Raw genomic sequence first — 25,666 nt, forward strand, 5'->3', positions numbered from 1 at the left:
CAATTGTGCACCTTTTGTCCGACAATTTTGACGAGGCTCAAAACAATCAGGCTTAAACCGGTTCACGTCTGTCAGTTACGGGCAAAAACTTTCAAAACAGCATTCACTTCTTCGGGGCGCTTATTCTCATTGTTGGACAAACAGTGCTCTTTGAAATGACAATCGGGAAACGATAATAAAACGTGTTTTTCAAAACAAACTTATGCGCTGTTTTTTAAAGAAACGTGTCAATATGTTCTACTCGCCGGTGCTATCGGTTTCATCAAGTTGGGCAAATCAAGACAAAGATGAGACCATCACCAAGGCAGATAATCAAAGTCAGATCTTCAAGGCAAAATCATCAAAGCAAAATCATCAAAGTCGGATCATCACCGGGATGAGATCATGGAACTTAGATTATGGTGGTCAGATGATTATAGATAAATGATTATGGTTAGGCCCCTCAGCCGGGCTGCAAAATGCGCATAGGCAACCGGTCAAAATTATGTTGAAGCCGCGTCGTTAGAAGCGATCAAATGGCTATTCTTGTCGAACAAGCTTGGCGAGTAACCAGTGAAATAACATTTATTGTCCGGCAATTTGCCGGTAATTTATTGTCCGGCAATTTACCAGTAATTTTATCGTCTGGTAATTCCATTCTCCGGCAATTTTGACAATGCTTGAAACAAGCTTGAATAAATTATGCTTATCTTGTTTTATTTAATAGTGCTTGCTTTGCTTAATACAGGTTTTAATACCGTTTAATTCCGTGCGTAAAACCGGCCGTTTTTCCACGCCTCATCTTTATGCATTTTTCTTTTTGCAAAAGCATAACAATCAGACACTTGAACCGGATTTTTTTAAAAATCAGGTTCCGCTGCTTTTCATTTGCGGTATCGGAATATTGACCGTGCCGTTACCAGTGCTGGCATCGGTTTTCGGTCTGGTAACCGATTCGACAGCATTTCTTGCGTCATCCGAAATGCCGGAATTGTCGCCAAGCCCTGTCTCGCCTAAAAGTCCTTTAGCCTTGGCATCATAATAATAACCGCGGGCATAAAGACGCACGGCCTGCGTCTCGTCGCCTTCTGCCACTTTATAGGCTCCTGCAAGATATTTCACGGCAAAACGCAAATTCGTTTCTGCGTCAAGAAGCCCTTTCGGATCCCCTTGATAACCCATGCCTTTGGCCGTCGGATGACTGATTTGCATGAGACCGAGATAGGGCCCGTTACGACTATTGGGGTTACCATTGCTTTCGCGTTTGACAACACGTCTTACGAGACTTTCCGGCACATTATAGGCCATTGAATATTTGGAAATGAGCTGTTCGACTTCCGGGCTTGCATGGGCAAGTTCAACGGGCCCCGACGAGGATTTAAGGGCATCGGGATTGGCGGCATTTTCTCTAGCGAGAGCTGCAGGATTGGCTTCTTTTCCATTATATGCCAATTCCTTGAACACCGGAACCGGAATTTTTTTGTCAATCAGATAACCGTATGATAACGGCGTTGTCATTGTTCCGACACGTGCAAACGACGCGGTTTCATCAGCGAGTTCGGCTTTGGGTTTGTTTTGCTGGGTACATGCTCCCAGAAAACCCGTTAGTACGACAATACTGCCACTGACTATCAAACGTCGTTTAGTCATACACCACCCGTTTTTAATACAAACTTTTTCTTAAAACCCGTTCAAGCCCCATTCAACTTGTTCAGGCTTTCATAAAATATTCAGGAAAGCCAAATATTTTGGCCATCAAAAACGCACATACGCTGTACACTTTGCCGCTGTACACTTTGCCGCCGCACTCTTTGCGCGACAACTCCCGATGAGCCAATTTCATGGCAATCCTGTGACCAAAATGTCATTTTCTTGTCATTTAAGTGGATAACCTCATGAAAAACCAGTGTTCGACATGAAAGCGCACCACACTCAATGAAGCTCCGGAACGTTATCCAATGTTGTGAAAAGGCATTGAACAGCGTTCGAAAACGACATTTAGGCACCTAAGTTGCAAAGTCAACCTAACACAACTTTTAAAGAATCGCAAAACATGGTTTACAAAGGGTTAAATTTCGCCTTTTCGTTTACAAAAGGTTACTTTTTAGCCGATCGGCTATTTCGCTATAAAGTTTGGCAAAAGTGCTTTGCGGTTTGGCAATATAGACCGGTGTACCGGCATCCGACAAAGCGCGCACATCCGGATCAAGCGGAATTTCTCCCAAAAACGGCACCTGCCGGTGGTGGGCTTCATTGCGTGCCCCGCCATGGCCGAATATGTCATAGCGCTTGCCTGTGTCGGGAGCGATAAAATAGCTCATATTCTCTATCACGCCCAGAATCGGCACGCCGACCTTGGTAAACATCTCTATGCCCTTGCGCGCATCAACCAACGCCAAATCCTGAGGGGTGGACACAATAACCGCGCCGGTCATCGGCACTTGCTGGGCAAGGGTCAATTGCGCGTCACCGGTGCCGGGCGGCATATCGACAACCAATACATCAAGTGGCCCCCATAAAACGTCACGTAAAAATTGGGTAACAGCCGACATCACCATGGGCCCACGCCAAACCATTGGCCGGTCTTCATCCACGAGAAAGCCCATAGACATCAATTTCAGGCCGAATTTTTCCAGCGTTTCAAGCTTGTTGCCTTCAACCGCACGCGGGCGCTGGTTGATAAGGCCGGTGAGCCTTGGCAAGGACGGCCCGTAAATATCGGCATCCAAGAGCCCCACTTTAAGCCCCTTGTCGGCAAGTGCCAAAGCCAGATTGATTGCAGTTGTCGATTTGCCAACGCCCCCCTTTCCGGATGCAACCGCAATAATATGTTTAACCCCGTCAATCGGCTTTTTTTCACCAATACCATGGCTTGCACGCGCAATTTTCGGGCTCGCGTGCCCCGGTTCGACAACAATTCTTTTTGCCGGTCCCTTATGGGGCGCAGCGCTATTTGCCGTTTCAGTAGCATTGGACGAACCCTTTTTCTCGGCAGTCAATGTGACAATTGCGGCTTTAACGCCATCCATTGCCTCGACAACCTTCTGCGCGGCCTGTCGCAACGGCTCCAGTTCTTGTGCCCTTTCATCCGGCACAGTTATCGAAAAAAATACCTTGCCATCGGAAATAAATATTTCCGAAACAAGCCCGAGCGAAACAATATCGCTTTCAAAATCGGGCCCTTTGACTTTACGCAATTCATCAACAACATCATCGCTTGTGATATTGGACACGAAATTTTCCTTCCTGCAAATTTGCTGGATTTTTTTCCTTTCCTATCGCGGTGACAAGCCGTTGGTCAACCGGCTAATGAGCAGTTTTTCCGGTTTTTGTATTGGCCAAAATGCGGCTTGAATTTTGGTTGCCCAACCATTTCACAATCATCTCGCGATCTTTTTCACCAATCATATGGTCACTGTTCACGATTTCACTATCGACTTTGGCGCCGTTTTCGGTGAGCATCGCCGACAAAGCCGGTTGAAAAGGCGAATAAAGGGAATCTTTTTTCCCCGAAATAATCAGCACATTGGTTTTTGACAAATTTTTATGCGGGTAACTATCAAGAACCGGCATGGAACGCAAAAGAACTGCACGCCGGACAAGTTCGGGATGGCGCATCATAATGACCGCCAGCAAATTAGCGCCGTTCGAATAACCGACAAAGGTTGCCCGCGACAAATCATATTGATCATCTTCACCAAGATCGGTCAAAAACTTGACAAAGGCTTCCGCCTCGTCAACCGCATCTTTCTGATCGAATTTTGTCGGTGTAATTTTTTTAAACCAGCGCGTTTCGCCATTTTGCACAATGCGCCCGCGAATACCCAAAAGTGTTGCCTGCGGCCATATCGGGCGGGCAAAGGATAACAATGTGGTTTCATCACCCCCCGACCCATGCAAGAGAATAATGACTTCGCCTGACGGATTGGCAGCGCGGTCAATGCGATAACGGAAATTATCAAGACGAATAATATCGGCACGGTCATCATTATTTTTTTGCATAAAAATTCCTTTATCCGGAGTTTTGTTGGCGGTGTCGGCTTCAGGATTGGCCCTCAAATTTCCCGGTAATTTTGCCAAACCGGATTTGAGCGGCACAACGCCGTTTTGAACTGTGCCGTTCGCCATGGTTGCATTGATCTTCATGACATTGCCGGGGCTTTTTACACCATCGTTTATATTTTTATTGGCGTTTATTTTTATATCGGCGTTTATTTTTATATTGGCGCGGCTTTTTACAATTTCGCGGCTTTTTATAAGATTACCGCTTTCGGAGAAATTGCGGGCGGTGCTTGAACGCTGAAGCACGCTATCGGTTTTAAGCATATCGGCTGCGCGATAATGGGCGCTGTCCGGCACTATCAACGGCCGGATAGCGGATGTGCCCCCGTTTTCTTCTACTCCGGTTGTTTTACCCGCAAAATCGTCATTCATGAAATGGCCGCACATATCCTTGACAGATGGCTGAGTGAAAGCCACGGCATCACAAACAAAATTTGCCAATGCCAGAACAATAAACGCAAGAAAAAAAACGGACTTTTTTGTCATAACTCCATTATGCCGATGAACCTTTTAACAATTCTTCAATATAAGGGTTAAAGGCTGTTTAACCAAAACAATTCGCAGTGAAGAGCCGATAGCGCCCGCCTTAAGCGATCAAGAAAATTTAAAAAGCAATGCAGGGAAAAATGGCGAGAAGTGTTCGCCAACTGTCATCAAATGAAACGCAATCACATGAAAAAACAACGAGGGGCTTTTGCCACCCGTCATCAAATGAAATATCCAATATCGAAATAGAATATCGACTTTCAATGAGCAAATTTGCCGAAACGGAAAATCCGATTTGCTTGTTGGCGATATGCTTGTTGGCCATGCGCTTATTGCCGATGTGCTTGTTGCAAAGATTTGCAGCAGACCCGTACGCCCCTCTCTCCTCGCACATTTTCGCATAAGTTTTGGCGTAAGGCGGCGCTTTTTCTCAAAAACATTTTTAAACAAGCGTTTTTAAACAAGCGTTTTCGGAAAAGCCCTTATCTTTTTGCGAAATTCCGGTAATCATCGCCGAAATACAAAATCATCCCCAGTCTCAAAGCCTCGATACACAATAGCCGACGCAGAATTTCATCGGGAGTAGTACAGCTGTTATCAAAGGAACGAAATTCTCTCAACGATCGTTCAACCTCGAAAACACTGTTGACCGGCTCTTCGATCGAACGATTTTGCTTTGAAAGATATTGACGAATCATCAAGATCAGTCGTTGCATATCTGTGCAATGTTCGTTCATCTTTCCACCCGATACACTTACGCTACAATTAACAATCATAGGTTGTTTTCTGGTTGAATACAACATTATTCTTTGAAAGGACTACATCAGGCCAATATTTTTTAATAAAAAGGCATTTTCTGATTGATCGGGTCATTATGAATTCGGGTAGTTATGAATAAAGTTATTTTACATCGGGAAAGCACTCTGTCACATTTTCTATTGCGTATTCTTGCAAAAATTGCACGTATCTTGTGGGTCGGCTTTGCCGTCCTCATGCTGGTATGGAGCCTCTTTGCGTTTTTCTACCAGTTACCGTTCAATATGGCGGGCTTTGTCTTTATTGCCGCTTTATGGGTGGTCGTCGGCATTTATGCGCTTATCCTCGAATTCAAAGCCCCATGGAAATCGCGTATTCTTTTAGCGCTTATGTTTATTGGCGTAATCATATGGTGGTCAACAATCAGGCCGACACTGCACCGTGATTGGGCACCCGAGCTTGCGCGCAGTGTGGAAGCCACATTCGACCCGATCAATCCCGATATTGTCCATCTTCAAAACATCCGCAATTTCGAATGGATTGCGCCTTACGAGGGAAAGGAAAACTGGGAAAACGGGACTTATAATATCAATGATCTTATCGGGCTTGATGTCTATTTATCCTACTGGATGGGTCCCTATATTGCCCACACGCTTGTGGGCTTTACCTTCAAGGACGGGCGCCATCTGGTGTTTTCTGCCGAAATCCGGCGCACAAAAGAACAAAGCTTTTCGGCTATTGGCGGTTTTTTCAAAGAATTCGAATTGATCATGATTGCCGCACCTGAAGAAGACATCATAAAATTGCGCACCGATATCAGGCATGAAAATGTTTATCGCTATCCGATCAATGTGCGTCAGGAAAAGATAAAAGAACTCTTTGTGAACTATCTCGAAACAGCCGATAAACTTGCCCATAAAGCACGTTTTTATAACACGGTTACGGCTAATTGCACGACAGTCGTTTTCGATATGGCTCGCATTCTCGACCCCGGTATTCCGCTTGACTGGCGCATTCTCTTTTCAGGACAGCTCCCCTCCTATCTTTATGACCTCAAAGTGGTCGATACGAAAAAAACGTTAAAAGAGCTTGTTGACGAAGCCCATATAAAGCCCCAGATAAAAGGCCGCCGCGACCAATATTCTGTTGAAATTAGACAGGGGCGAAATACGAACGGCAATTGACTCGATGAAAACTAAACCGTATAAGCGCAAAAATTGCCTTGTGCTTTATTTAAAAAGGTACAGGGTTTGAAAACTGTTCAACCGGCGGAAAACCGCACATAGAACCAAGAAGGGCCGCACGCCGCGGTATGTTAAATAAATGAAACGTACATATCAACCGTCCAAACTCGTCCGTAAACGCCGCCACGGCTTCCGTGCGCGCATGGCAACCCTTGGTGGCCGCAAAGTCGTCGCTGCTCGCCGCAACCGCGGTCGCAAGCGCCTTTCAGCCTGATTTTTCGGTTTTTTCCGGCTTTCCAATTTTTCCGGTTTTCTTTTTCCGGTTTTTCAGGGATTTTACAACCACGGGAAAGATAGGCATTATGACCGGTTTTCCCATTTTTGTTGTAAAAAGGCCAGTGTTGAGACGTCCTTTAAAACCCGCTCTTTCAAAGGCAGAGTTTTGTCAGAGGTTTTTCCGATGAGTGACAAATCCTTCCTCCGCCTTCGTAAAAGGGCGGATTTTTTGGCATTAAGAAACGGTGAAAAACGGCGTGGTCCGTTTTTTCTTCTCGAATCGAAAAGCCGGAATTTGCCGGAAGAAATCAGGGCAATAACGCCGCCGCGTGTCGGTTTTACTGTCACACGCAAAAATGGTAATGCAGTCAAGCGTAATCGCATCAAACGGCGTTTACGCGAAGCTTTCCGGCTTTCATTAAAGCGTGACATTGCCGCCGGGACAGATTATGTCATTATTGCGCGGCCCGATGCGCTTCTAGCATCATTCGACAGTCTGACCGGAGAAATGGAACGCCGGTTCAGGCAAAAATTACAAAACTCGAAACGGTAACAGGACAATCGCTCATGGAATATAATCGTAATTTTTTCATTGCTATTGGATTGTCGCTCCTTATCATTCTTGCATGGCAGTATTTTTATGTTGCGCCGAAAAATGCCGACCAGCAAAAGGCTCAAGAAATTGCCCGCCAGATCGAGAAAGATGAAAACGCGCAAAATCAAGCCGTTCCGACTGCCGAAAATGGCACTGTAACACCGCCGCAAAACAAAGAAGAAACAAACCCCGCCGGTTTCGAAATGACACCGGACGCACGCGACGCGGCGCTTAAAAAATCCAAACGCGTTGCAATCGACACGCCCGAACTTCAAGGGTCGATCAATCTTGTCGGTGCCCAGTTCGATGACCTGTTTTTGAAAAATTACCGTTTGACGGTTGACAAAAATTCGCCGGAAATTGCCCTTCTTAACCCGAACGGTTTCAACACAACCTATATTGCCGAATTCGGTTTTACCGGTAAGGGATTGCCTGCCGGAAGCCTGCCGCAATTCAATACCGAATGGAAGGTTGATGGTGAAAACACAACCTTGACCCCCAAGACACCTGTCCATCTTGTTTATGATAACGGTCAGGGGCAGGTCTTCCACCGTGTCATCTCGGTTGACGAAAATTACATGTTCACCATTTCCGACAGTGTCACCAACAATGCCTCTTCGGTTGTAAGCCTTCTGCCTTATGCGCGCGTTGCCCGCGCTGCTCCTCCCGAACACGCAAGTGCCACCTATCTTCTTCATGAAGGCATGATCGGCGTTGCCGGTGATGACGGCCTCAAGGAAGAAAAATATTCCGCATTGAAAGATTTGAAACCCGATGCGGCAAATGAAAAGAAAATGGTTTTCGACAAGGTCAAAGGCGGCTTTATCGGCATTACCGACAAATATTGGGCGGTTGCTGCCATTCCTCCGCAGGATGAGGAATATACGAGCCGTTTTGTCTATTTCGACCGTCTTTCCACCCATTATCAGTCAGATTTGACCGGCAAGGTCATCACCGTTGCCTCCGGTACAACCGAAACCGTTACCAATCATTTGTTTGCCGGTGCAAAACGCGTTGAAACCATCAATGCCTATCAGGACAATCTCAAAATTTTAAAATTCGAATTGCTGATTGACTGGGGCTGGTTCTCGATCATCACCAAGCCGATGTTTGCTTTGATCGACATCCTCTTTAAGCTCACCAACAATTTCGGTGTTGCCATTCTGCTTGTCACTGTCATTTTGAAGGCAGTTCTGTTCCCGCTTGCCAACAAGTCGTACAAGTCCATGGCCCGCATGAAGGTCGTACAACCGGCAATGATGGAAATTCGCACCAAATATGCCGATGACAAGGTCAAGCAGCAACAAGCCATTATGGAGCTTTATAGAACCGAGAAAATCAATCCGCTTGCCGGTTGCTGGCCGCTTCTGGTGCAGTTCCCGATTTTCTTTGCCCTTTATAAAGTGCTCTATATCACCATTGAAATGCGCCATGCGCCGTTCTTTGGCTGGATTCAGGACCTTGCAGCTCCCGACCCGACATCGCTCTTCAATCTGTTCGGTTGGCTTCCCTATAATGTTCCGGCATTTTTGATGATCGGCGCATGGCCAGTCATTATGGGTATCACCATGTTCTTGCAAATGCGCATGAATCCGACACCGCCCGACCCGACACAGGCCATGATTTTCACATGGATGCCGATTGTCTTTACATTCATGCTCGCCTCGTTTCCTGCCGGTCTTGTTATTTACTGGGCATGGAACAACACGCTGTCGATCTGCCAGCAGGCAATCATCATGAAACGTCAGGGCGCAAAGATCGAACTTTGGGACAATCTCAAAGCCATCTTCAAAAAGAAACCGAAGAAAGAGACCAAATAAGTGACAGACAGTCCTGCATTGGCGGGACTTTTTGCCCGTAACTGGATTTTTATCCGCGGTGTACCGGCAATGAAGTTTCTGCCGCCCGAAGGGCCAGCCGAAATTGCCTTTGCCGGCCGTTCCAATGTCGGCAAATCCTCGCTCATCAATGCGTTGGTCGGACATAAAAGTCTCGCCCGCACGTCGAACACCCCCGGTCGCACACAGGAGCTCAATTATTTTGTGCCGGACGGTTTTGCCGGCACGGTGGATGATTTGCCGCCGCTCGCGCTCGTCGATATGCCGGGCTATGGCTTTGCCGAAGCACCGAAAGCACAGGTCGACCAATGGACAAAGCTGATTTTCGACTATTTGCGCGGTCGCACAACGTTAAAACGCGTTTATGTGCTGATTGATTCCCGCCATGGCATTAAAAAGAACGATCAGGATGTGCTCACCCTTCTTGATAAAGCAGCCGTTTCCTATCAGATTGTTCTCACCAAAATCGACAAAATCAAAACCACAGAGCTTCAAAAACTGATTGATAACACCCATAAGGCGATCGTCAAACGGCCTGCCGCTTTTCCCCATATCATCGCCACCTCTTCGGAAAAAGGAATAGGCCTTGATGATTTGAGGGGAACGATTTTAGAGGCCGCCAATCCGCTTGCCCGATAAGTTTTTGCTCCCCGGATTTTGCCCCGTTCAAACTTTGTCCCGTCAAATTTTACGCGGTTGAAGTTTCGCCCCTTTCAAGTTTTGCCCCTTTCAAGTTTCGCCCCTTCCAAGTTAAGCCCCTTCCAAGTTAAGCCCCTCCAAGTTTTGACCCTTTCAAGTTTCGCCCCTTCCAAGTTAAGCCCCTCCAAGTTTTGCCCCTTTCAAGTTGTGCCCGATTTCGTTTTCAAAACTGGCGGCTGAAAATGCGCGCCACAACGAACAAACAAAACCTTTTTGGCAAGCGTGTAATTATTTGCAGTCATTGCCTCATCATTGAAACACTGTTGGCAAAAACCGGCTCTTGGAAATCACTTTCTGCTTTTTAAAAAATCCTGCCTGCATTTTAAGAATTCTCCCTTTTCGAGAGCTATCTGTTTAAAAACAGGCTCTGGTACTTCTCCGAAAAACGTCTTCACGGGAAAGCCATCGGTTTACAAATGAACTCTCAAGTGAACTCTCAAGGAAATTTTGAAGGGGGAAGATGAAACAACCCGAACGTCAAAACAATGGATGAATACATCTTTTCTGCTTCACCGGTTTATACATTCCGTTTTCAAATTATTAACGTTGAGAGACAATTTTTTGCCGCGTTTTACAATTGGTTAAGCATGAGTGTTGCAACAGGGGAAGCATCGTGGTTCCCTTTCTTGTTCTTCGGGCGAATGGGTTCTATAAGGTCTTTTGAAGTTTTTAAAAACCAGAGTAGTCATGCTAACGCTTTTTCATCATCCGATGTCTTCTTCGTCCCGTTTTGTAAGGCTCATCCTTAACGAATATGATGTTGCCACCAATCTTATCGAAGAGCATGAATGGGCACGTCGGCGCGAGTTTCTTGCGCTCAATCCGGCTGGCAGCGTGCCAGTATTGTTAGCCGAGCGGGAAGTGCCGCTTTGCGGTGCCTATGTCATTTATGAATATCTTGATGAAACGCGTGGCGGCTTACGCCGTGACCAGCGCTTCTTTCCCGAAAACCCGCTTGAACGCGCAGAGGTTCGCCGCCTGACCGAATGGTTTTTATCGAAGTTTGAAAGCGAAGTAACCCGTCACATTGTGCGCGAACGTATTTATAAACGCGAAATACCGCTCGCACAGGGTGGTGGAGCGCCCGATTCACAAACTTTGCGCTATGCCCGTGCCAATATCCGCCCGCACATGAAATATCTCGAATGGCTTGCCGCCTCGCGTGACTGGCTCGCCGGAACCTCTATTTCTTATGCCGATCTTGCCGCTGCTGCGGCTCTTTCTGTTCTTGATTTTATGGGAGAAATCGACTGGAAAACTTTTCCTGCCTCGCGCGACTGGTATATGCGCATCAAATCGAGACCCTCGTTTCGTCCGCTTTTGAATGACCGCATAAGAGGCATTGCTCCGAGCACGCATTATGCCGATCTCGACTTCTAAGGACAAAGCAAAACTTAAGGATTTTCTGGTCCTCAGGGATTTTCTTATCAAAGAAGCTGCAGCTCAGGGTTTCGATGCCATTGCAATCACCGGTTGTAACAATCAAAAAGCGGCCCACCACCTTGTCGAAGCCTTGCACCAAGGCTATCACGGCACCATGGAATGGATGGTTGAAACCGCCAAACGGCGTATGGAACCTGCCAATTTATGGCCGGACGTCAAATCGGTCATTATGCTTGCAATGAATTACGGGCCGGACGCGCATGAATTCCACCAGAGACCCGATAAAAGCTCCGGCAATATTTCCTATTATGCGCGCCATCGCGATTATCATGAATTGATAAAGGGGCGTCTCAAGCAGATAGCCTCGCGCTTTGTTTCGCGTTTCGGGGGTGATGTCAAAGTGTTTGTCGATACCGCACCCGTTATGGAAAAGCCGCTTGCCCAACTTGCCGGACTTGGCTGGCAGGGGAAGCACACAAATCTTGTAAGCCGTGAATTCGGCTCATGGCTTTTTCTCGGTTCCATTTTTACCGATGTGGAACTTCCCTTTAACGAGCCTGAAGTCGACCATTGCGGTTCCTGTCACGCCTGTCTTTCCGCCTGCCCTACCCATGCCTTTCCCGCCCCTTATCAGCTTGATGCACGCCGCTGCATTTCCTATCTGACCATCGAACTCAAAGAGCAAATTCCGCTTTCATTCCGTAAAGCCATCGGCAACCGCATTTATGGCTGTGATGATTGCCTTTCCGCCTGCCCGTGGAACAAATTTGCCCGAACGACACGTGAAATCAAACTCAAAGCACGAGAAGATCTGATTGCCCCGAAACTCGATTTTCTTTTGAAACTCGATGATGCAGCCTTCCGCTCATTTTTCACCGCTTCTCCGGTCAAACGCATCGGGCGCAACCGCTTCATCCGCAATTGTCTGCTTGCTGCGGGAAACAGCGCCGACCGCTCGCTTGTCAGTGTGGTCAAGCCGCATTTGAAGGATCCCGACCCGCTTGTTGCTGGTATGGCCGTCTGGGCCTTGAAACAACTCCTCACCAAAGCCGAATTTGATGAATTGGCAAAGCGTTCTATAACATTCTCTTCAAACCCCGATGTATTAAAGGAATGGGAAGATTGAAACAGGATAGAGCAAAGGGAAAAGCAGCGGAACAATTCATGATGCTTGGAGCGGGCTATTCGGCTCGCGCCTTTGGTTTGCTTTACGGCAACCCCGTTGCCGACACATCAGACACCGCGCCTTCTGCCACAAAAAGCCGGATTTGCGGCACGACACGCACAAAAGAAAAATTCTCCTCTCTCGAAAGCGCCAATATCGAACCCTTTCTTTTTGACGAGCCGAACCCGACTTTTTTTGAAAGGCTTCAAACAACAACACATCTTGTTATTTCGGTTTCACCAGACGAGACAAGGAGCGACGCGGTTTTGAACCGGCCCGACATTCTTGGATCTATGCCGGAATTAAAATGGATAGGCTATCTTTCAACGATTGGCGTTTATGGCAATCATGATGGCCGGTGGATTGACGAGGAAGCCCCCTGTCACCCGTCACTCAAACGCAATATTTCCCGCCTTGAAGTGGAAAAGAAATGGCAAGCTTTCGGGAACAAGCACAATATCCCCGTTGCCATTTTGCGCCTTGGCGGCATTTATGGCCCGTCGCGCAATCCTTTTATAAAATTGAGTCAGGGCAACAAAACGCTTGTTATCAAAAAGGGGCAATTTTTCAACCGCATCCATGTTGATGATATTGCCGGTGTCATCAAGGCGTTTTCTTCGGCAAAACGTGAAGGCATTTTCAATATTGTCGATAATGAACCGGCAGCGCCTGAAGCCGTCATGCATTATGCGGCAAAATTGATGGGGGTAACCGATCTTGAAGAAGTTCCCTTCGAAAAAGCCGATATGTCCCCTATGGCACGTTCTTTTTATGGTGATAATAAAAGAATATTGAATCATAAACTCACAAAAACAGGATATAATCTGAAATATCCCGATTACCGAACCGCATTGGAGGCAATGTGGAAAGATAAACTTTGGGATAAAAAGATCTAAGCTCGCACGCAAATCCGAAAGGCGGGCGGAGGCTTCAAAAAAGTTGCAAATATTGAAAAATTATTGTGCTTTTGAAAAAAGTTTGCGCGTTCGAAAGGCGTTAGGGATGTCTTCAAAGTTCAAGTCATTCAACCGGATTTTGGCAACAACATTGGCAGCAGTTTTTTTGCCTATCGCGGCTGCCCATAGTGACGAACCGGCAAAACAGGCTTTTGGCGCTGTCAGATTGCCGTCGACCGGTCAAGCACAATCCATCGGGTTTTATTCAAAAGGCTGTCTTAATGGCGCGGTAGCGCTGCCGATCGACGGCCCCAATTGGCAAGTCATGCGGCTTTCACGAAACCGCAATTGGGGGCATCCGGCCACCATACGCTTTATCGAGCAATTGTCGCGGCAGGCTGCCAAAGATGGCTGGTCGGGCCTCCTCATTGGCGACATTTCGCAACCGCGCGGCGGGCCGATGCTGAACGGGCACGCATCCCACCAGATCGGGCTTGATGCGGATATCTGGCTCACCCCTATGCCCGACCACCGTTTAAGTCGGGAAGAAAGAGAAAATATGCAAGGCGTCTCTATGCTTAAAAAAGATTCGCTTTACGCCGACCCGAAAAAATGGACACCCGAACGCACCGCACTTATTCGCGACGCGGCTGAAAATCCGGAAGTCGAGCGCATCTTTGTGCATCCGGGCATCAAAAAACAATTATGCGATACAGTGACCGGCGACCGTTCGTGGCTCCAAAAAGTGCGCCCCTATTGGGGGCATTTCTGGCACTTCCATGTCCGGCTAAAATGCCAGTCGGGTTCTGAAAATTGCAAACCACAACCAAAAGTGACAGGTGGTGACGGTTGCGACAAATCGCTTGCCTGGTGGTTTACCGACGAGCCATGGGCCGATAAAAAGCCGAAGAAACCCGTAACCACCACACCGCCGAAGCCGCATATTATGATGGTTTCGGAATTGCCGAAGGAATGCACGGCGGTTTTGGACGCACCGGAAAAATCGGCTAAATAAACTATATTTTGCAATTTTTCATCAATGATATAATTGCAATGAAATACCCAACCACCAAACCGGGGAATGGTTCATGCAAAATCAAAATCTGGAATTTCCTGTTCTTATCGGCGATATTGGTGGCACCAATATGCGGTTTTCGCTCATCCTCAATCAGGCCGGCGAACAAATGGCCATTGCCACCCGCAAAGTGAATGATTTTCCAACTATTGAAGAAGCCATTCACCAGACCATTCTGCCATTGATAAAAGCGCCCTTAAAATCGCTCTTTCTCGCCATTGCCGGTCCGGTAACGGGAGAGGTTATCAAGCTTACCAATTGCAACTGGGTCATCAATCCTCGCCACCTCATGGAAGAATTCGGCTTCAATGAAGTTTTCATTATCAACGATTTCGAGGCGCAGGCACTTTCCACGATTGTATTGCCGCAAAAATATCTTGAACCAATCGGCCCGATAAACACTGCGACAGATGATACGAAAGTTATCATCGGCGCCGGTTCGGGGCTCGGCATTGCCGGTCTTACCTATCTGAACGGGCACTATATCCCGATTGAAGGTGAAGGCGGGCATATCGACTTTGCCCCGCAAAGCGAAGAAGACTTTGCGCTCTACCCGTTTTTGAAAAAGATTGTCGGGCGTGTGAGTGCCGAGGAATTGTTGAGCGGGCGCGGACTTTTAAATATCTATCGTGCCTTTTGCGATATGCGCGGCGCAACACCCACCATCGAAGTCCCCGAAGTCATCACCTCCGAAGCTTTAACTGCCCATGAACAACAAGCTTATGACACGGTACAATTTTTTATCAATTATCTGGCGCGTTTGGCGGGTGATTTTGCCCTCGTTTTCAAGGCCGAAGGCGGTGTTTATATCGGTGGCGGCATTCTGCCGGAACTTTTACCTCTCATTGACGAGGATGAATTCCGCCAAAATTTCATCCATAAACAACCACATGAAAAACTGCTTGAAAAAATCCCCACATTTGTCATCACCCATCCCCGGGCCGCACTCGTCGGTATGGAATCCTATGTTCATCAACCCGAGCGTTTCATGCTTGATATGAAAGGCCGTTTCTTTGTCAACCATGCCGATTAAAGTCAAACATGCCGGTTAAAAAACCGGAGTGAACAGGAAACACCCCGAATATAGTAACCAATCCGAATTTAGGTCTTTAAAACCAATTTTCGCGCGATAAAGTCCTTTACACCGATCAAGCGGAATAATCGGCACTGTTAACCGCTAGAAGGCGCTTTTTCACTCTATCGCGACAGTCTTCTTACCCTTTGCAATGCTCTCATAACCTGCCTTTTACCTGACAGTTTTTATTTAACCAGACAGTTTATTTAAACCGACAAAGTTTTTTCCATTCCGTTTTGGGCTTCATCTGATCAGCCGGCAAAAAAATGTAGTTTCGTTCTATAAATTTTAAAAATGCAAACGCAAAATATTATTTCTGTATTAACGATATGCATGGTGTATGCCATATAGGCCTTGCTTTCCTGTTTGATAACTCTTAAAAAACCAACCCGACGAATTGCCAAATTTCTTTGGCAAGAGCTGCACTTTCATTCGCTTCTCGGGGTTTTATAATGTTATTCAAACTGCAATATCTGCATTTGGTTTCTCTATTTGCCTTTTCTGCGGCAATCGGCGTAACCGCTTCCACAAGCCTTGTTGCAAATTGCGCTTTAGCCGGCGAGATTAGCTATAATGGAAGTGATAATAGCCTGCTTCTCAAGGATTCCACATCGAATTCCGATCAATATAAAAGCCTCTATTCGCAAACAAACCTTTCCGGAAATACCATCACAGTCATTGGCGGGTCAGACAAGCAGATAGAATGGTCGACAACAGATGGCGCCATTGCACCTTATATTATTTATGGCGGGGTCGATATCTTCGAAGAAAATAAAGAGGCTTCCCATCCCCTTAGCGATAATATCTCCGCTAACAACCTCATCATAAAAAATGTTTCCTATGACTGGTCGGCCGTTACTGCGGAAAGTAACCATTCTTATTTTCAACCTGGTCAATTCGGTGGCGGTTCCATAATCGGCGGGCTGAGCTATGGCAATGGTTCAAATACAAGCGGTAATGAGGAGCAAACAAACGGAGTACATGGCAAAAGCATTTCCGGAAACTCCGTTATCCTTGAAAATGTCAGCGTGACGGGCGGTAATGGTGGTCATGCGTTGAAGAATGAAATCGCCGGTATGTCAACCGCAGGGAGCAGTATCGGAGGCATGGGGGGAGCTTCTATTTTTGGTGGATTGAGCATTGGAGTTACCGAATACGCGTTCGACCATGATGACGAAGAGGGCGACAGCGGAAACGGCGGCGACGTATTCAATAATACAATAAGTTTGAAAAATGTAACCCTCATTGGCGGTGACGGTGGAAATGGCGGAGCTAATTCCGATATGGATGATAACGCGGGAGGTATAGGTGGTTTCGGCGGCGGCGCCGTCTTTGGTGGTGTCAGTATCGGTGCTGCAGGTGGGCCTCTTGAAGCCGGTGATGGCGGCGCAGTCCATGATAATCAAATTTCTCTTGTCGATGTCACATTGACTGGCGGAAATGGCGGAAATGGCGGCTTGTCGGAAGATGAGGCCGGTTCTGGCAATGGTGGCGTGGCTGGTGGCTCTGTCTTTGGCGGTTTATCCATCTCCAGTGCCAATGGTTTTGGCACAAAAACATCTGGCAAAGGTGGAAACGTTTACAACAATCATATTTTTCTCGACAATGTCACTTTGAATGCCAGCAATGTCGGCAGAAGCGGAGGAAAAGGTAGTAGGGGTGGTGCCGGAATTGACGGGCTTGAGGGCGGCTCGGTTTTTGGCGGGGCCAGTATCGGCGGAGCAAGCGGAGATGGTGATGGAAGAGAAAGCACGTCCGGAAAAGGTGGCGATGTTAAAGACAATACAATCGTCATTTCCGGAAAAACCCATATCTCCGGCAATGTTTATGGCGGCTTTTCGCAAGGTGGTGCAGCCGGTAAAGACGCGAAAACAGGTTTGTCTGGCGACATAACAGGAAATGCCATTACGCTTGAAGGTGATGAAATTACCATCGGCAAGCGCGACGCAAGCGGCAATATAGTAAGTTACGGCGCAATTTATGGCGGTTACAGTCTGAAAGGCGACGGTACAATCAATGAATTGGCCAATGTCTTTACCGGTAACACTCTCACTCTTGACGGCTATCGCGGTAAAGTCTCCGGCATTTATAATTTCCAGAATTATCACTGGATTTTGCCGACCGATGTGAAAAACGGTGATACCTTGATAAAAATTGCCGAAGGTGGCAAAGCTGTTGATCTCACCAATACCAACCATACAATTGCCGATATGGCTCCTTCGGGTAACCGCCTCGAGACCGGCAATATCGTAACTTTGATCGACAAAACCAGCGGAACACTGAACGCACAAAGCCCTTACACCATTCATCAAGGGCAATTCATTGTCTATCAGGCAAAACTTCAACAGACGCACGACAGCGATAATGCTCTTGTCCTGAAAATTGCCAGAAGACAAAATGACGGCACAACCGGAAAAAATCGCGGCGGCGAAAACAATCAGCAAGAGGGACAATCGGCCGCACAATTGAACCCGCAGTCAAAAGCTTATTCGGAAGGTCGTGCAGCAAGTCTCGCCTTTGTTTCGCAAGGCTCCGATATTATTGCCAACAGCATGGGCACAATCAGCAGCATGGCAACAAGAACAGATCACCGCTTCAATCATCCGCTCTATGTTCCCTTTATCATCACCGGCGGTTCTTCCTCCCGTTATCAGACCGGAAGCCATGTCGAGATTGACGGTTTCAATATGATTGCCGGTCTTGCTTTCGGCTTTAACCTTGAAGCTAGTCATAAAGTCACAACCGGCGCATTTTTCGAATATGGTCGCGGCACCTATGACACTTATAACAGTTTCGACCGTTTCGCCTCGGTTCATGGTGATGGTGATAGCGATTACAAGGGCGGTGGCATTCTCGCCCGTATTGAATTTGCCGGTACCGGCCTCGGTTTGGTCAAAGACCTGAAACCCGACGAAACGGACGGGCTTTATGCCGATGCATCCTTGCGTTTCGGCCAGTCGGACGGGAAGTTTACTGCCGGTCGCAAATTCGGCCTTGAAGAACAGGTGGTCGACTATCACGGTTCTTATGACAGCACGGTCAATTATTTCGGTGGCCATGTCACGGGCGGCTATGTCTTCAATTTTGATGATCGGCGTGCCCTTGATGTCTATGGCCGTTATTTATGGACACGTATGGAAAGCGATACGGTAAAAATCGACCAAGAAAAATTGCATTTTGACAGTGCAGCGAGTTCACGTATCGAGCTTGGCTCCCGTTATTCCTATCAATATAATGATTGGTTCAAGCCTTATATCGGCGCAACCTATGATTACGAGTTTGAAGGCGATGTCGGTGCAAAAGCTTATGAATTCAATTTGCACAAACCGTCACTTGAAGGCTCGACCGGTATTTTTGAAGCAGGCTTCAAGATGAACCCGTTGAGAGACAACAAGGCTTTGACAATCAATGTAGATGGTCAGGGCTATGTCGGCGCCCGCCAAGGCGGCGGTGGCGGTGTCAAACTCAAATACGAGTTCTGATAAAACACGCTTTGGCAAAGCAAAATCTCAAGCTCTGGCAGAGCATTAGTTTCATGCTTTGGCAGAGCATAGTTTCAGGCTTTGTCAGGACAAAGTTTCAGGCTTTGGCAGGGCAAAGTCTCTAAGACCACCCGTAGCCTTGCTGGAGAAACTGGGGCAAACCGCGCTTTATTAAACCGGCTTTTCACCCGAAATAAACCTGCCTCATGGGGAAACACAACCCCTTTTGGGCTTTACCGCCTTTCTTGCCTGTGACTTTTTCGGGAGGCCCCTACCCTTTTCTATTCATTCCGGTCTCTTCATGCCGGAAAATTTTGTTTTTGGACTTTCCCGAACGCCTTCTTATCACTTGGTCATGAGAAACACTTACCGATTTTGAAAAGAAACCCGCTTTAAATTCTTTAACTTTAAAATTCTTCAAGAGCTATTTTGTCTTTTTGATTACGGGCAATTCCGGAATCGTTTTATATTTTATACCGCTCTTGTTCCTGCAAAAGTTTTGCCCATTTTCCGGCAAAGCGGTTCTTTTCACATGTCTTTAACAATCACCAATTTTTTCCAACAATGGGATTTCTTGTGCGATTGCCTGCTATCTGCAAACCGGAAAAATCCTTTCTCACATAAAACTACCAACCGATTTCGTGACATTTTTTCAATCTCTGTCAAAAAGCATAGTGTCAAAATTTCAACCTGTTTTTAAACAATTTCGCTAAGGTCCAGACATTGTCTTTAAAAGCAGTAAAGAAAAACGAAGGATGAAATTCCATTATTCCCTTTTTAGCGCCGCTAAAACCAGAGTTTTTCGACTAGAATTCACTGTTTTTTCTTCCTGAAAATATATTATATGAAAACGATTTACACTTTTATTCACTTTGAGAATTATTGTTAAAATATCGTTATTATGCCGGCTAATTTATTATCGTTAAAATACTATTTTTTAATATTTGAATATAAAAATATATATATTAATTTTATTAAGTTATTTTGTTTTATAAAAAATTAATTTAAAATACATTTTGTTTTATTTTATGAATTAAAATTTTTTTGTGTTATTTTCTATTTATTATTGATTACATAATTTTGTGTTTTTCTCCTTTTAATTTTCAACATAGCAAGATAGACTATAGCTGATTCATGCGCCATCAATTAATCAGCTACCTGCCGATAAAGAGCGCTTCTTGTTTTTTGCGACGCTGGCCTTGGCCATGAAAGAGCGAGGAAATTTTATGCACCTTTCTTCTAATCTGAGCCGCCTCTCGAAGGGCTTGTTAAATGCTGCCTCAAGCATTGTTCTTTCAACTGTGGCTCTTTCAGCCATAACAGTGGAAGAGGTGCAAGCTGACGAGCTTACCTATGACGGCACTGATCAGAGTGTTTTAACCGCAGATCCGACAGATATAAATGCTTCCCGCATGAGCCTTCTTCCGCGCACGAGTGATGAAACCAATAACATTACCGTTAAAGGGGCAGTCGCGGGGCAAAGAACGCTTTGGGAAAACACTATTGCTCCCTATAATGTCTACGGCTTTGCTTCTGTGCAATATGATGTCACAGGCAATAATGGCATTGACGGAGCCTCTAACACTGGGGCGATCGTATCGGTCAAAGATGTCGAATATGACTGGAGCGGTGCCGGAAACAAAGCAACAAATGCCGAACAAGCCGGTCGACTTGGTGGCATGGGAGGCGGCTCGGTTTTTGGTGGCCTCAGTGCAGGCGCCCCGGGGAGTACCGCCTATGATGGTACGAATGTGGCCTTGGGAGGAAATGGCGGTTACATCAAGGGCGTTCATGTTACCCTTGATAATGTCGCCATTCATGGAGCCGATGCCGGTGAGGGAAATAGTTCACCCGATAACAACCATCGTGGAAGCACGGTTGGCGGCATGGGGGGTGGTTCGGTTTTTGGCGCTATCAGTATCGGTGGCGCCGGAGCCTGGTCAACACGTTCAACCGCCGATGGTTCAAATGGTGGCAACGGAGGCGACATAAGCGGCAATTATGTTACTTTGAAAAAAACCGACCTTTATGGTGGCAAAGGCGGCAATGGTGGTTCGAAATCCGGTGGAAGTGCCGCCGGCTTTGGCGGTGCAAGTGTGTTGGGCGGTGTTTCTATCGGCGGTGCCGGTGGCACCAGCTATAACGGAACACAACATAATAGTCAGGGTGGTTCAACGGGTGTCATCTCCGACAACCACGTTATTTTAACGGATGTAACTTTGACGGGAGCCGATGGCGGTAATGGCGGCTCGGCCTTAAGCGTTAACGGGAGTGGCGGAACGGCTGGCTTTGGCGGCGGTATAATCGGAGGCGGCCTGGCAATTGCCGGCGGAGGTGGTTTTGCCGGAGGTAGCGGCGCCTCGAATTCTGATGGCGGTCATAGTGGCGCCATCCATGACAACGAGCTCATCCTGACCCATGTAACAATCACAGGCGGAAATGCCGGTAAAGGCGGTGACGGCGCACCCAATAGCGGCGGTGGCGTTGGCGGCATGGGCGGTGGTCTGATTTTTGGCGGCATGACCATCGGTGGTGCCGGTGGCTCCGGCTATGCGGCTGAAACGTCGAGCGGTAATGGAGGCATTGCCGATTATGTAAAATCCAATAGCGTTACATTGGTTAATGTGACGATTGACGGAGGCGCTGGCGGCGCTGGCGGCTCGAGCACAACAAGCGGTGGTGGTGCAGGCGGCGCTGGCGGCGCTACGGTCTTTGGCGGTCTTTCCATGGGGGGTGCCGGTGGTGCCGGTGACGCAGCTTTAAACACAGAAAATAGCGAGAGTGCAGGCGGTAATGGCGGCGCGAGCGGAGTTGTCAGCAACAATATTATTTCTCTTGATCACACAACACTGAATGGTGGCATTGGCGGCAATGGCGGTCAAGGCGGAGGAATTGGCGGCATAGGCGGCGGCAGCGTTATCGGCGGTTTGAGTACCGGCGGCGGTGGTGGTAACGGTTCGAATTCAAAAAAATATAATGGCAATGGCGGCGATAGCGGCGATGTCATCAATAACCGGATAAAAATTGTCGATTCCACATTGAATGGCAATGCGGGCGGTACCGGTGGGTCAATTTCCCATACGATTACAATCTTGGACGAAGAAGGCGAAAAGAGCGTCAGTATGGGGGGAAGCGGTGCCGGCGGCACTGGCGGCGGCAGCGTTTTTGGCGGGATCAGCCTTGGTGGCGCCGGTGGCTATGGTTCGCAAGGGGGATTGATAAATGGCGTTGGTGGCAATGCCGGTACTGTGAGTGGCAATATCATTATCCTTGAACGGGTAGAACTTCACGGTGGTGCTGGCGGCGCTGCCGGAAAAATCGAAGGCGAAAACAATAGCAATGAAGGGTCCGGCATTCGCGGTTCGGACGGCGGAAGTATCTATGGTGGTGCAAGTGTCGGTGGTGCTGGCGGAATAGGATATGACGCAACACAAACCAATGGTAATGGTGGCAAAGGTGGCAATGTCACCAATAACCGTATCAGTTTGACCGACGTGACACTTTATGGCACGAAAACAACCCCTAATGGCGATCATAAATCCGGGGTTTATGGCGGCATCAGCATTGGCGGCGACGGCGGCTTTGGCGACATTAGCAAAAGCGTTGACAAAAACGGCGGCAAGGGTGGTGATGCCGGCGATGTCAGTAGCAATAGAATTGAGATTTCCGGAAAATCCGCAATCAATAAAGATATTTATGGCGGTCTTTCACAAGGTGGAAAAGCTGGCACTCACTTTGACGACAAAAATAAGCTCGTCAACAGCGAGGTCGGGTTCGGCGGCGATGCCAACCACAATAGTGTAACTCTTAACGGTGACCAGATCGTCATTGGCGAACGCGATGAGAGAGGAAATGTCATAAAATACGGCTCGATATGGGGTGGACGCAGCCTTAATGGTGATGGTCAAGACAGCCTTACAGCCGATGTTTTTTCCGGCAATACTCTCAATCTCAACGGTTACCGCGGAACGGTTGCCGGTATCCATAATTTTGAAAATTATAACTGGACTTTGCCGACGGATGTAAAAAATGGCGATACGGTGATAAAAATTGCCGAAGGCGGTACACCGGTTGATCTAACCAATACCAAACACACTATTGCCGGTCTTGACCCGAATGGTCCGCGATTTATGGCTGGCGATATGGTGACCATGATTGATAAATCTGCCGGCAGTTGGTCACCTGCTTCCTATACACTCAAACAAGGACAATTTATCTTTTACGATACAACGCTTAAACAAAATAAGGCGGGCGACAACACCGCTTTCATTCTGCAAATCAACAAGAAAACCGACAAAACTCCCGGTCATGATCATGGTGATGATCACGATCACACTGGTGATAATACCGGCGATAATAATGGCAATAATAGCGGCGATCACAACAATCCGGGTCAATCGGCGGCTCAATTGAACCCGCAGTCAAAAACCTATTCGGAAGGTCGTGCAGCAAGCCTCGCCTTTGTTTCGCAAGGCTCCGATATTATTGCCAACAGCATGGGCACAATCAGCAGCTTGGCAACAAGAACAGATCACCGCTTCAATCATCCGCTCTATGTTCCCTTTATCATCACCGGCGGTTCTTCCTCCCGTTATCAGACCGGAAGCCATGTCGAGATTGACGGTTTCAATATGATTGCCGGTCTTGCTTTCGGCTTTAACCTTGAAGCTGGCCATAAAGTCACAACCGGCGCATTTTTCGAATATGGTCGCGGCACCTACGACACTTATAACAGTTTCGACCGTTTCGCCTCGGTTCATGGTGATGGTGATAGCGATTACAAAGGCGGTGGCATTCTCGCCCGTATTGAATTTGCCGGTACCGGCCTCGGGTTGGTCAAAGACCTGAAACCCGACGAAACGGACGGGCTTTATGCCGATGCATCCTTGCGTTTCGGCCAGTCGGACGGGAAGTTTACTGCCGGTCGCAAATTCGGCCTTGAAGAACAGGTGGTCGACTATCACGGTTCTTATGACAGCACGGTCAATTATTTCGGTGGCCATGTCACGGGCGGCTATGTCTTCAATTTTGATGATCAACGTGCCCTTGATGTCTATGGCCGCTATTTATGGACACATATGGAAAGCGACACGGTTAAAATCGAGCCTGAACAATTGCATTTTGACAGTGCGACGAGTTCGCGCATCGAGCTTGGTGCACGGTATTCCTATCAATATAATGACTGGTTCAAGCCTTATGTCGGCGCAACCTATGATTACGAGTTTGATGGCGATGTCGGGGCAAAAGCTTATGAATTCAATTTGCACAAACCGTCATTGGAAGGCTCGACCGGCATTTTTGAAGCAGGTTTCAGGATGAACCCGTTGAGAGACAACAAGGCTTTGACAATCAATGTGGATGGTCAGGGCTATGTCGGCGCCCGCCAAGGTGGTGGCGGCGGTGTCAAACTCAAATACGAGTTCTGATAAAACACGCTTTGGCAAAGCTTCATCCCAAGCTTTGGCAAGGCAAAACCTTAAACATTGGCAAAGCTTGCGCCTTCTGCATCAAATGCGTTTCAATCTCGAAAAAATGCGCTTTGCCAAATTGATCTCGACGGACGGGAAATTCGTGTCCTATAGATTTTGACCGTTAACCGGTTAAGGCCTCACCGAAAAACATTCCCGTCAAATTTTTCTAATTTTCAAATCTCCCCGCCTAAAAAGAAGAAAGTAAAAAAAGAAAACCGGAATTGTAGCCAAGACAAATCGGCATGACGAAAATCGACGTGACACAAAACGGCGTTCAAAATTCGGCAGCCAATTTTTTAAAAAGCGGGATGCCGCTTTATTCACCGGTTAAAGCTCTTCTCATTTTCCTGCCGATCAGATAAAACGGAAGAAAATGATTTTCCGATGATGATAGACAGGAGAAAACGATGCGTTTGGCTGTAGTTGGTGCTGATGGTAGAATGGGAAGAGAACTGCTTTCGGCAATCGGTCGGATTGACGGTGTCGAACTTCAAGGCGCCATTGTCAAATCGGGTTCTCCGTTTATCGGAAAGGATGCAGGCATTCTTGTTGGTCAGGCAAATCTTGGCGTCACCATTACCGATGATCCTTTGCCGGTTTTTGCCAAGGTCGAAGGTGTGCTTGATTTTACCAGTCCGGTAGCAAGTGTGCTTTATGCCGGCTATGCAGCACAGGCTCGCATTGTCCATGTAATCGGCACAACCGGTTTTTCCGAAGAAGATGAAAAGAAAATCAAAGCGGCTGCTGCCCATGCAACGATTGTCAAATCAGGCAATATGAGCCTTGGCGTAAACCTGCTCGCAGAGCTCGTCAAAAAAGCGGCCAAGGCCTTGGATATGGAAGATTACGATATTGAAATTGCCGAAATGCACCACCGCAAAAAGGTTGATGCCCCTTCCGGCACAGCGCTGCTTTTAGGCAAAGCAGCCGCAGAGGCCCGCAACCAGAATTTGGCAGATGTGAGTGTGCGCGGCCGTGACGGTCATACAGGCGAAAGAAAAGCCGGTACAATCGGCTTTTCGTCTTTGCGCGGTGGCACTGTAGTCGGTGACCATTCGGTAATTTTTGCCGGTGATAACGAGCGCATTGTTCTTTCGCACCTTGCACAGGATCGCTCGATTTTTGCCGATGGTGCGGTGAAGGCTGCACTCTGGGCGCACAAACAAAAGCATGGACTTTATTCCATGGCCGATGTTTTGGGCCTTAATGATTAATTGACTTGAGTAAACCCCTATCAAGGAGGA

Annotated in this window: 17 protein-coding genes; 13 read left to right on the top strand and 4 right to left on the bottom strand. The window is 47.4% G+C overall.

Going from position 1 to position 25,666, the window contains the following annotated elements; translation table 11 throughout:
- Positions 1-846: 846 nt before the first annotated feature.
- From H3S83_RS11720 to H3S83_RS10010, 4 genes are all read right to left on the bottom strand, one after another.
- Positions 847-1,629, bottom strand: coding sequence for a lytic transglycosylase domain-containing protein (locus H3S83_RS11720; RefSeq protein WP_198232345.1), 783 nt, complete (start codon positions 1,627-1,629; stop codon positions 847-849).
- 437 nt (positions 1,630-2,066) lie between these two features.
- Positions 2,067-3,212: a P-loop NTPase gene (locus H3S83_RS10000; RefSeq protein ID WP_198239591.1), complete on the bottom strand. Its 1,146-nt coding sequence runs from the start codon at positions 3,210-3,212 to the stop codon at positions 2,067-2,069.
- A gap of 73 nt (positions 3,213-3,285) precedes the next feature.
- Positions 3,286-4,527 (bottom strand): alpha/beta hydrolase, encoded by a 1,242-nt coding sequence (locus H3S83_RS11725; protein ID WP_198239592.1) that lies wholly within the window; start codon positions 4,525-4,527, stop codon positions 3,286-3,288.
- Between the two features lie 118 nt (positions 4,528-4,645).
- A complete protein-coding gene (locus tag H3S83_RS10010; protein ID WP_198239593.1) occupies positions 4,646-4,852 on the bottom strand; it encodes a hypothetical protein in 207 nt (68 codons plus the stop codon).
- 565 nt (positions 4,853-5,417) lie between these two features.
- Here H3S83_RS10010 and H3S83_RS10015 point away from each other — a divergent pair.
- From H3S83_RS10015 to dapB, 13 genes are all read left to right on the top strand, one after another.
- Positions 5,418-6,467, top strand: coding sequence for a DUF4105 domain-containing protein (locus H3S83_RS10015; RefSeq protein WP_198239594.1), 1,050 nt, complete (start codon positions 5,418-5,420; stop codon positions 6,465-6,467).
- A gap of 139 nt (positions 6,468-6,606) precedes the next feature.
- Positions 6,607-6,741 carry a 50S ribosomal protein L34 gene (gene rpmH, locus H3S83_RS10020; RefSeq protein ID WP_075869057.1) on the top strand — a complete coding sequence of 45 codons (135 nt, stop codon included), beginning with the start codon at positions 6,607-6,609 and terminating at the stop codon, positions 6,739-6,741.
- Positions 6,742-6,927: 186 nt separating this feature from the next.
- A complete protein-coding gene (gene rnpA / locus H3S83_RS10025; RefSeq protein WP_198232350.1) occupies positions 6,928-7,296 on the top strand; it encodes a ribonuclease P protein component in 369 nt (122 codons plus the stop codon).
- A 14-nt stretch (positions 7,297-7,310) separates the two neighbouring features.
- Positions 7,311-9,158 carry a membrane protein insertase YidC gene (yidC, locus tag H3S83_RS10030; RefSeq protein WP_198239595.1) on the top strand — a complete coding sequence of 616 codons (1,848 nt, stop codon included), beginning with the start codon at positions 7,311-7,313 and terminating at the stop codon, positions 9,156-9,158.
- Positions 9,159-9,815 (top strand): ribosome biogenesis GTP-binding protein YihA/YsxC, encoded by a 657-nt coding sequence (yihA, locus tag H3S83_RS10035; RefSeq protein ID WP_078039923.1) that lies wholly within the window; start codon positions 9,159-9,161, stop codon positions 9,813-9,815. It begins immediately after the preceding gene.
- 747 nt (positions 9,816-10,562) lie between these two features.
- Complete coding sequence (locus H3S83_RS10040; protein WP_077972509.1) at positions 10,563-11,255, top strand: glutathione S-transferase family protein; 693 nt, start codon at positions 10,563-10,565, stop codon at positions 11,253-11,255.
- Positions 11,236-12,384, top strand: a complete 1,149-nt coding sequence (queG, locus tag H3S83_RS10045; RefSeq protein WP_198239596.1) for a tRNA epoxyqueuosine(34) reductase QueG — start codon at positions 11,236-11,238, stop codon at positions 12,382-12,384. The genes H3S83_RS10040 and queG overlap by 20 nt, the downstream gene beginning before the upstream one ends.
- The gene (locus H3S83_RS10050) at positions 12,381-13,319 is read left to right on the top strand and encodes an SDR family oxidoreductase (protein WP_246741748.1); all 939 of its coding nucleotides are present in this window, start codon (positions 12,381-12,383) and stop codon (positions 13,317-13,319) included. The genes queG and H3S83_RS10050 overlap by 4 nt, the downstream gene beginning before the upstream one ends.
- A gap of 106 nt (positions 13,320-13,425) precedes the next feature.
- Complete coding sequence (gene mepA / locus H3S83_RS10055; RefSeq protein WP_149867596.1) at positions 13,426-14,334, top strand: penicillin-insensitive murein endopeptidase; 909 nt, start codon at positions 13,426-13,428, stop codon at positions 14,332-14,334.
- A 73-nt stretch (positions 14,335-14,407) separates the two neighbouring features.
- Positions 14,408-15,427: a glucokinase gene (locus H3S83_RS10060; protein WP_198239598.1), complete on the top strand. Its 1,020-nt coding sequence runs from the start codon at positions 14,408-14,410 to the stop codon at positions 15,425-15,427.
- A 494-nt stretch (positions 15,428-15,921) separates the two neighbouring features.
- Positions 15,922-18,951: an autotransporter outer membrane beta-barrel domain-containing protein gene (locus tag H3S83_RS10065; RefSeq protein WP_198239599.1), complete on the top strand. Its 3,030-nt coding sequence runs from the start codon at positions 15,922-15,924 to the stop codon at positions 18,949-18,951.
- 1,226 nt (positions 18,952-20,177) lie between these two features.
- Positions 20,178-24,377 (top strand): autotransporter outer membrane beta-barrel domain-containing protein, encoded by a 4,200-nt coding sequence (locus H3S83_RS10070; RefSeq protein ID WP_198239600.1) that lies wholly within the window; start codon positions 20,178-20,180, stop codon positions 24,375-24,377.
- Between the two features lie 452 nt (positions 24,378-24,829).
- Positions 24,830-25,636, top strand: a complete 807-nt coding sequence (gene dapB / locus H3S83_RS10075; RefSeq protein WP_198223828.1) for a 4-hydroxy-tetrahydrodipicolinate reductase — start codon at positions 24,830-24,832, stop codon at positions 25,634-25,636.
- The last annotated feature ends 30 nt before the right edge of the window (positions 25,637-25,666 follow it).

It is taken from the genome of Bartonella sp. W8122, assembly GCF_016102485.1.
GTDB classification, from domain to species: domain Bacteria; phylum Pseudomonadota; class Alphaproteobacteria; order Rhizobiales; family Rhizobiaceae; genus Bartonella; species Bartonella apihabitans.

What these genes read in the sequence shown, in the direction of transcription:
- H3S83_RS10015 (WP_198239594.1), top strand. Translation starts at nt 5,418, where the DNA reads ATGAATAAAGTTATTTTACATCGGGAAAGCACTCTGTCACATTTTCTA.
- dapB (WP_198223828.1), top strand. Translation starts at nt 24,830, where the DNA reads ATGCGTTTGGCTGTAGTTGGTGCTGATGGTAGAATGGGAAGAGAACTG.
- mepA (WP_149867596.1), top strand. Translation starts at nt 13,426, where the DNA reads ATGTCTTCAAAGTTCAAGTCATTCAACCGGATTTTGGCAACAACATTG.
- H3S83_RS10010 (WP_198239593.1), bottom strand. Translation starts at nt 4,852, where the DNA reads ATGGCCAACAAGCATATCGCCAACAAGCAAATCGGATTTTCCGTTTCG.
- H3S83_RS11725 (WP_198239592.1), bottom strand. Translation starts at nt 4,527, where the DNA reads ATGACAAAAAAGTCCGTTTTTTTTCTTGCGTTTATTGTTCTGGCATTG.
- rnpA (WP_198232350.1), top strand. Translation starts at nt 6,928, where the DNA reads ATGAGTGACAAATCCTTCCTCCGCCTTCGTAAAAGGGCGGATTTTTTG.
- H3S83_RS10040 (WP_077972509.1), top strand. Translation starts at nt 10,563, where the DNA reads ATGCTAACGCTTTTTCATCATCCGATGTCTTCTTCGTCCCGTTTTGTA.
- H3S83_RS10065 (WP_198239599.1), top strand. Translation starts at nt 15,922, where the DNA reads ATGTTATTCAAACTGCAATATCTGCATTTGGTTTCTCTATTTGCCTTT.
- yidC (WP_198239595.1), top strand. Translation starts at nt 7,311, where the DNA reads ATGGAATATAATCGTAATTTTTTCATTGCTATTGGATTGTCGCTCCTT.
- H3S83_RS11720 (WP_198232345.1), bottom strand. Translation starts at nt 1,629, where the DNA reads ATGACTAAACGACGTTTGATAGTCAGTGGCAGTATTGTCGTACTAACG.
- H3S83_RS10070 (WP_198239600.1), top strand. Translation starts at nt 20,178, where the DNA reads ATGCACCTTTCTTCTAATCTGAGCCGCCTCTCGAAGGGCTTGTTAAAT.
- H3S83_RS10060 (WP_198239598.1), top strand. Translation starts at nt 14,408, where the DNA reads ATGCAAAATCAAAATCTGGAATTTCCTGTTCTTATCGGCGATATTGGT.
- queG (WP_198239596.1), top strand. Translation starts at nt 11,236, where the DNA reads ATGCCGATCTCGACTTCTAAGGACAAAGCAAAACTTAAGGATTTTCTG.
- rpmH (WP_075869057.1), top strand. Translation starts at nt 6,607, where the DNA reads ATGAAACGTACATATCAACCGTCCAAACTCGTCCGTAAACGCCGCCAC.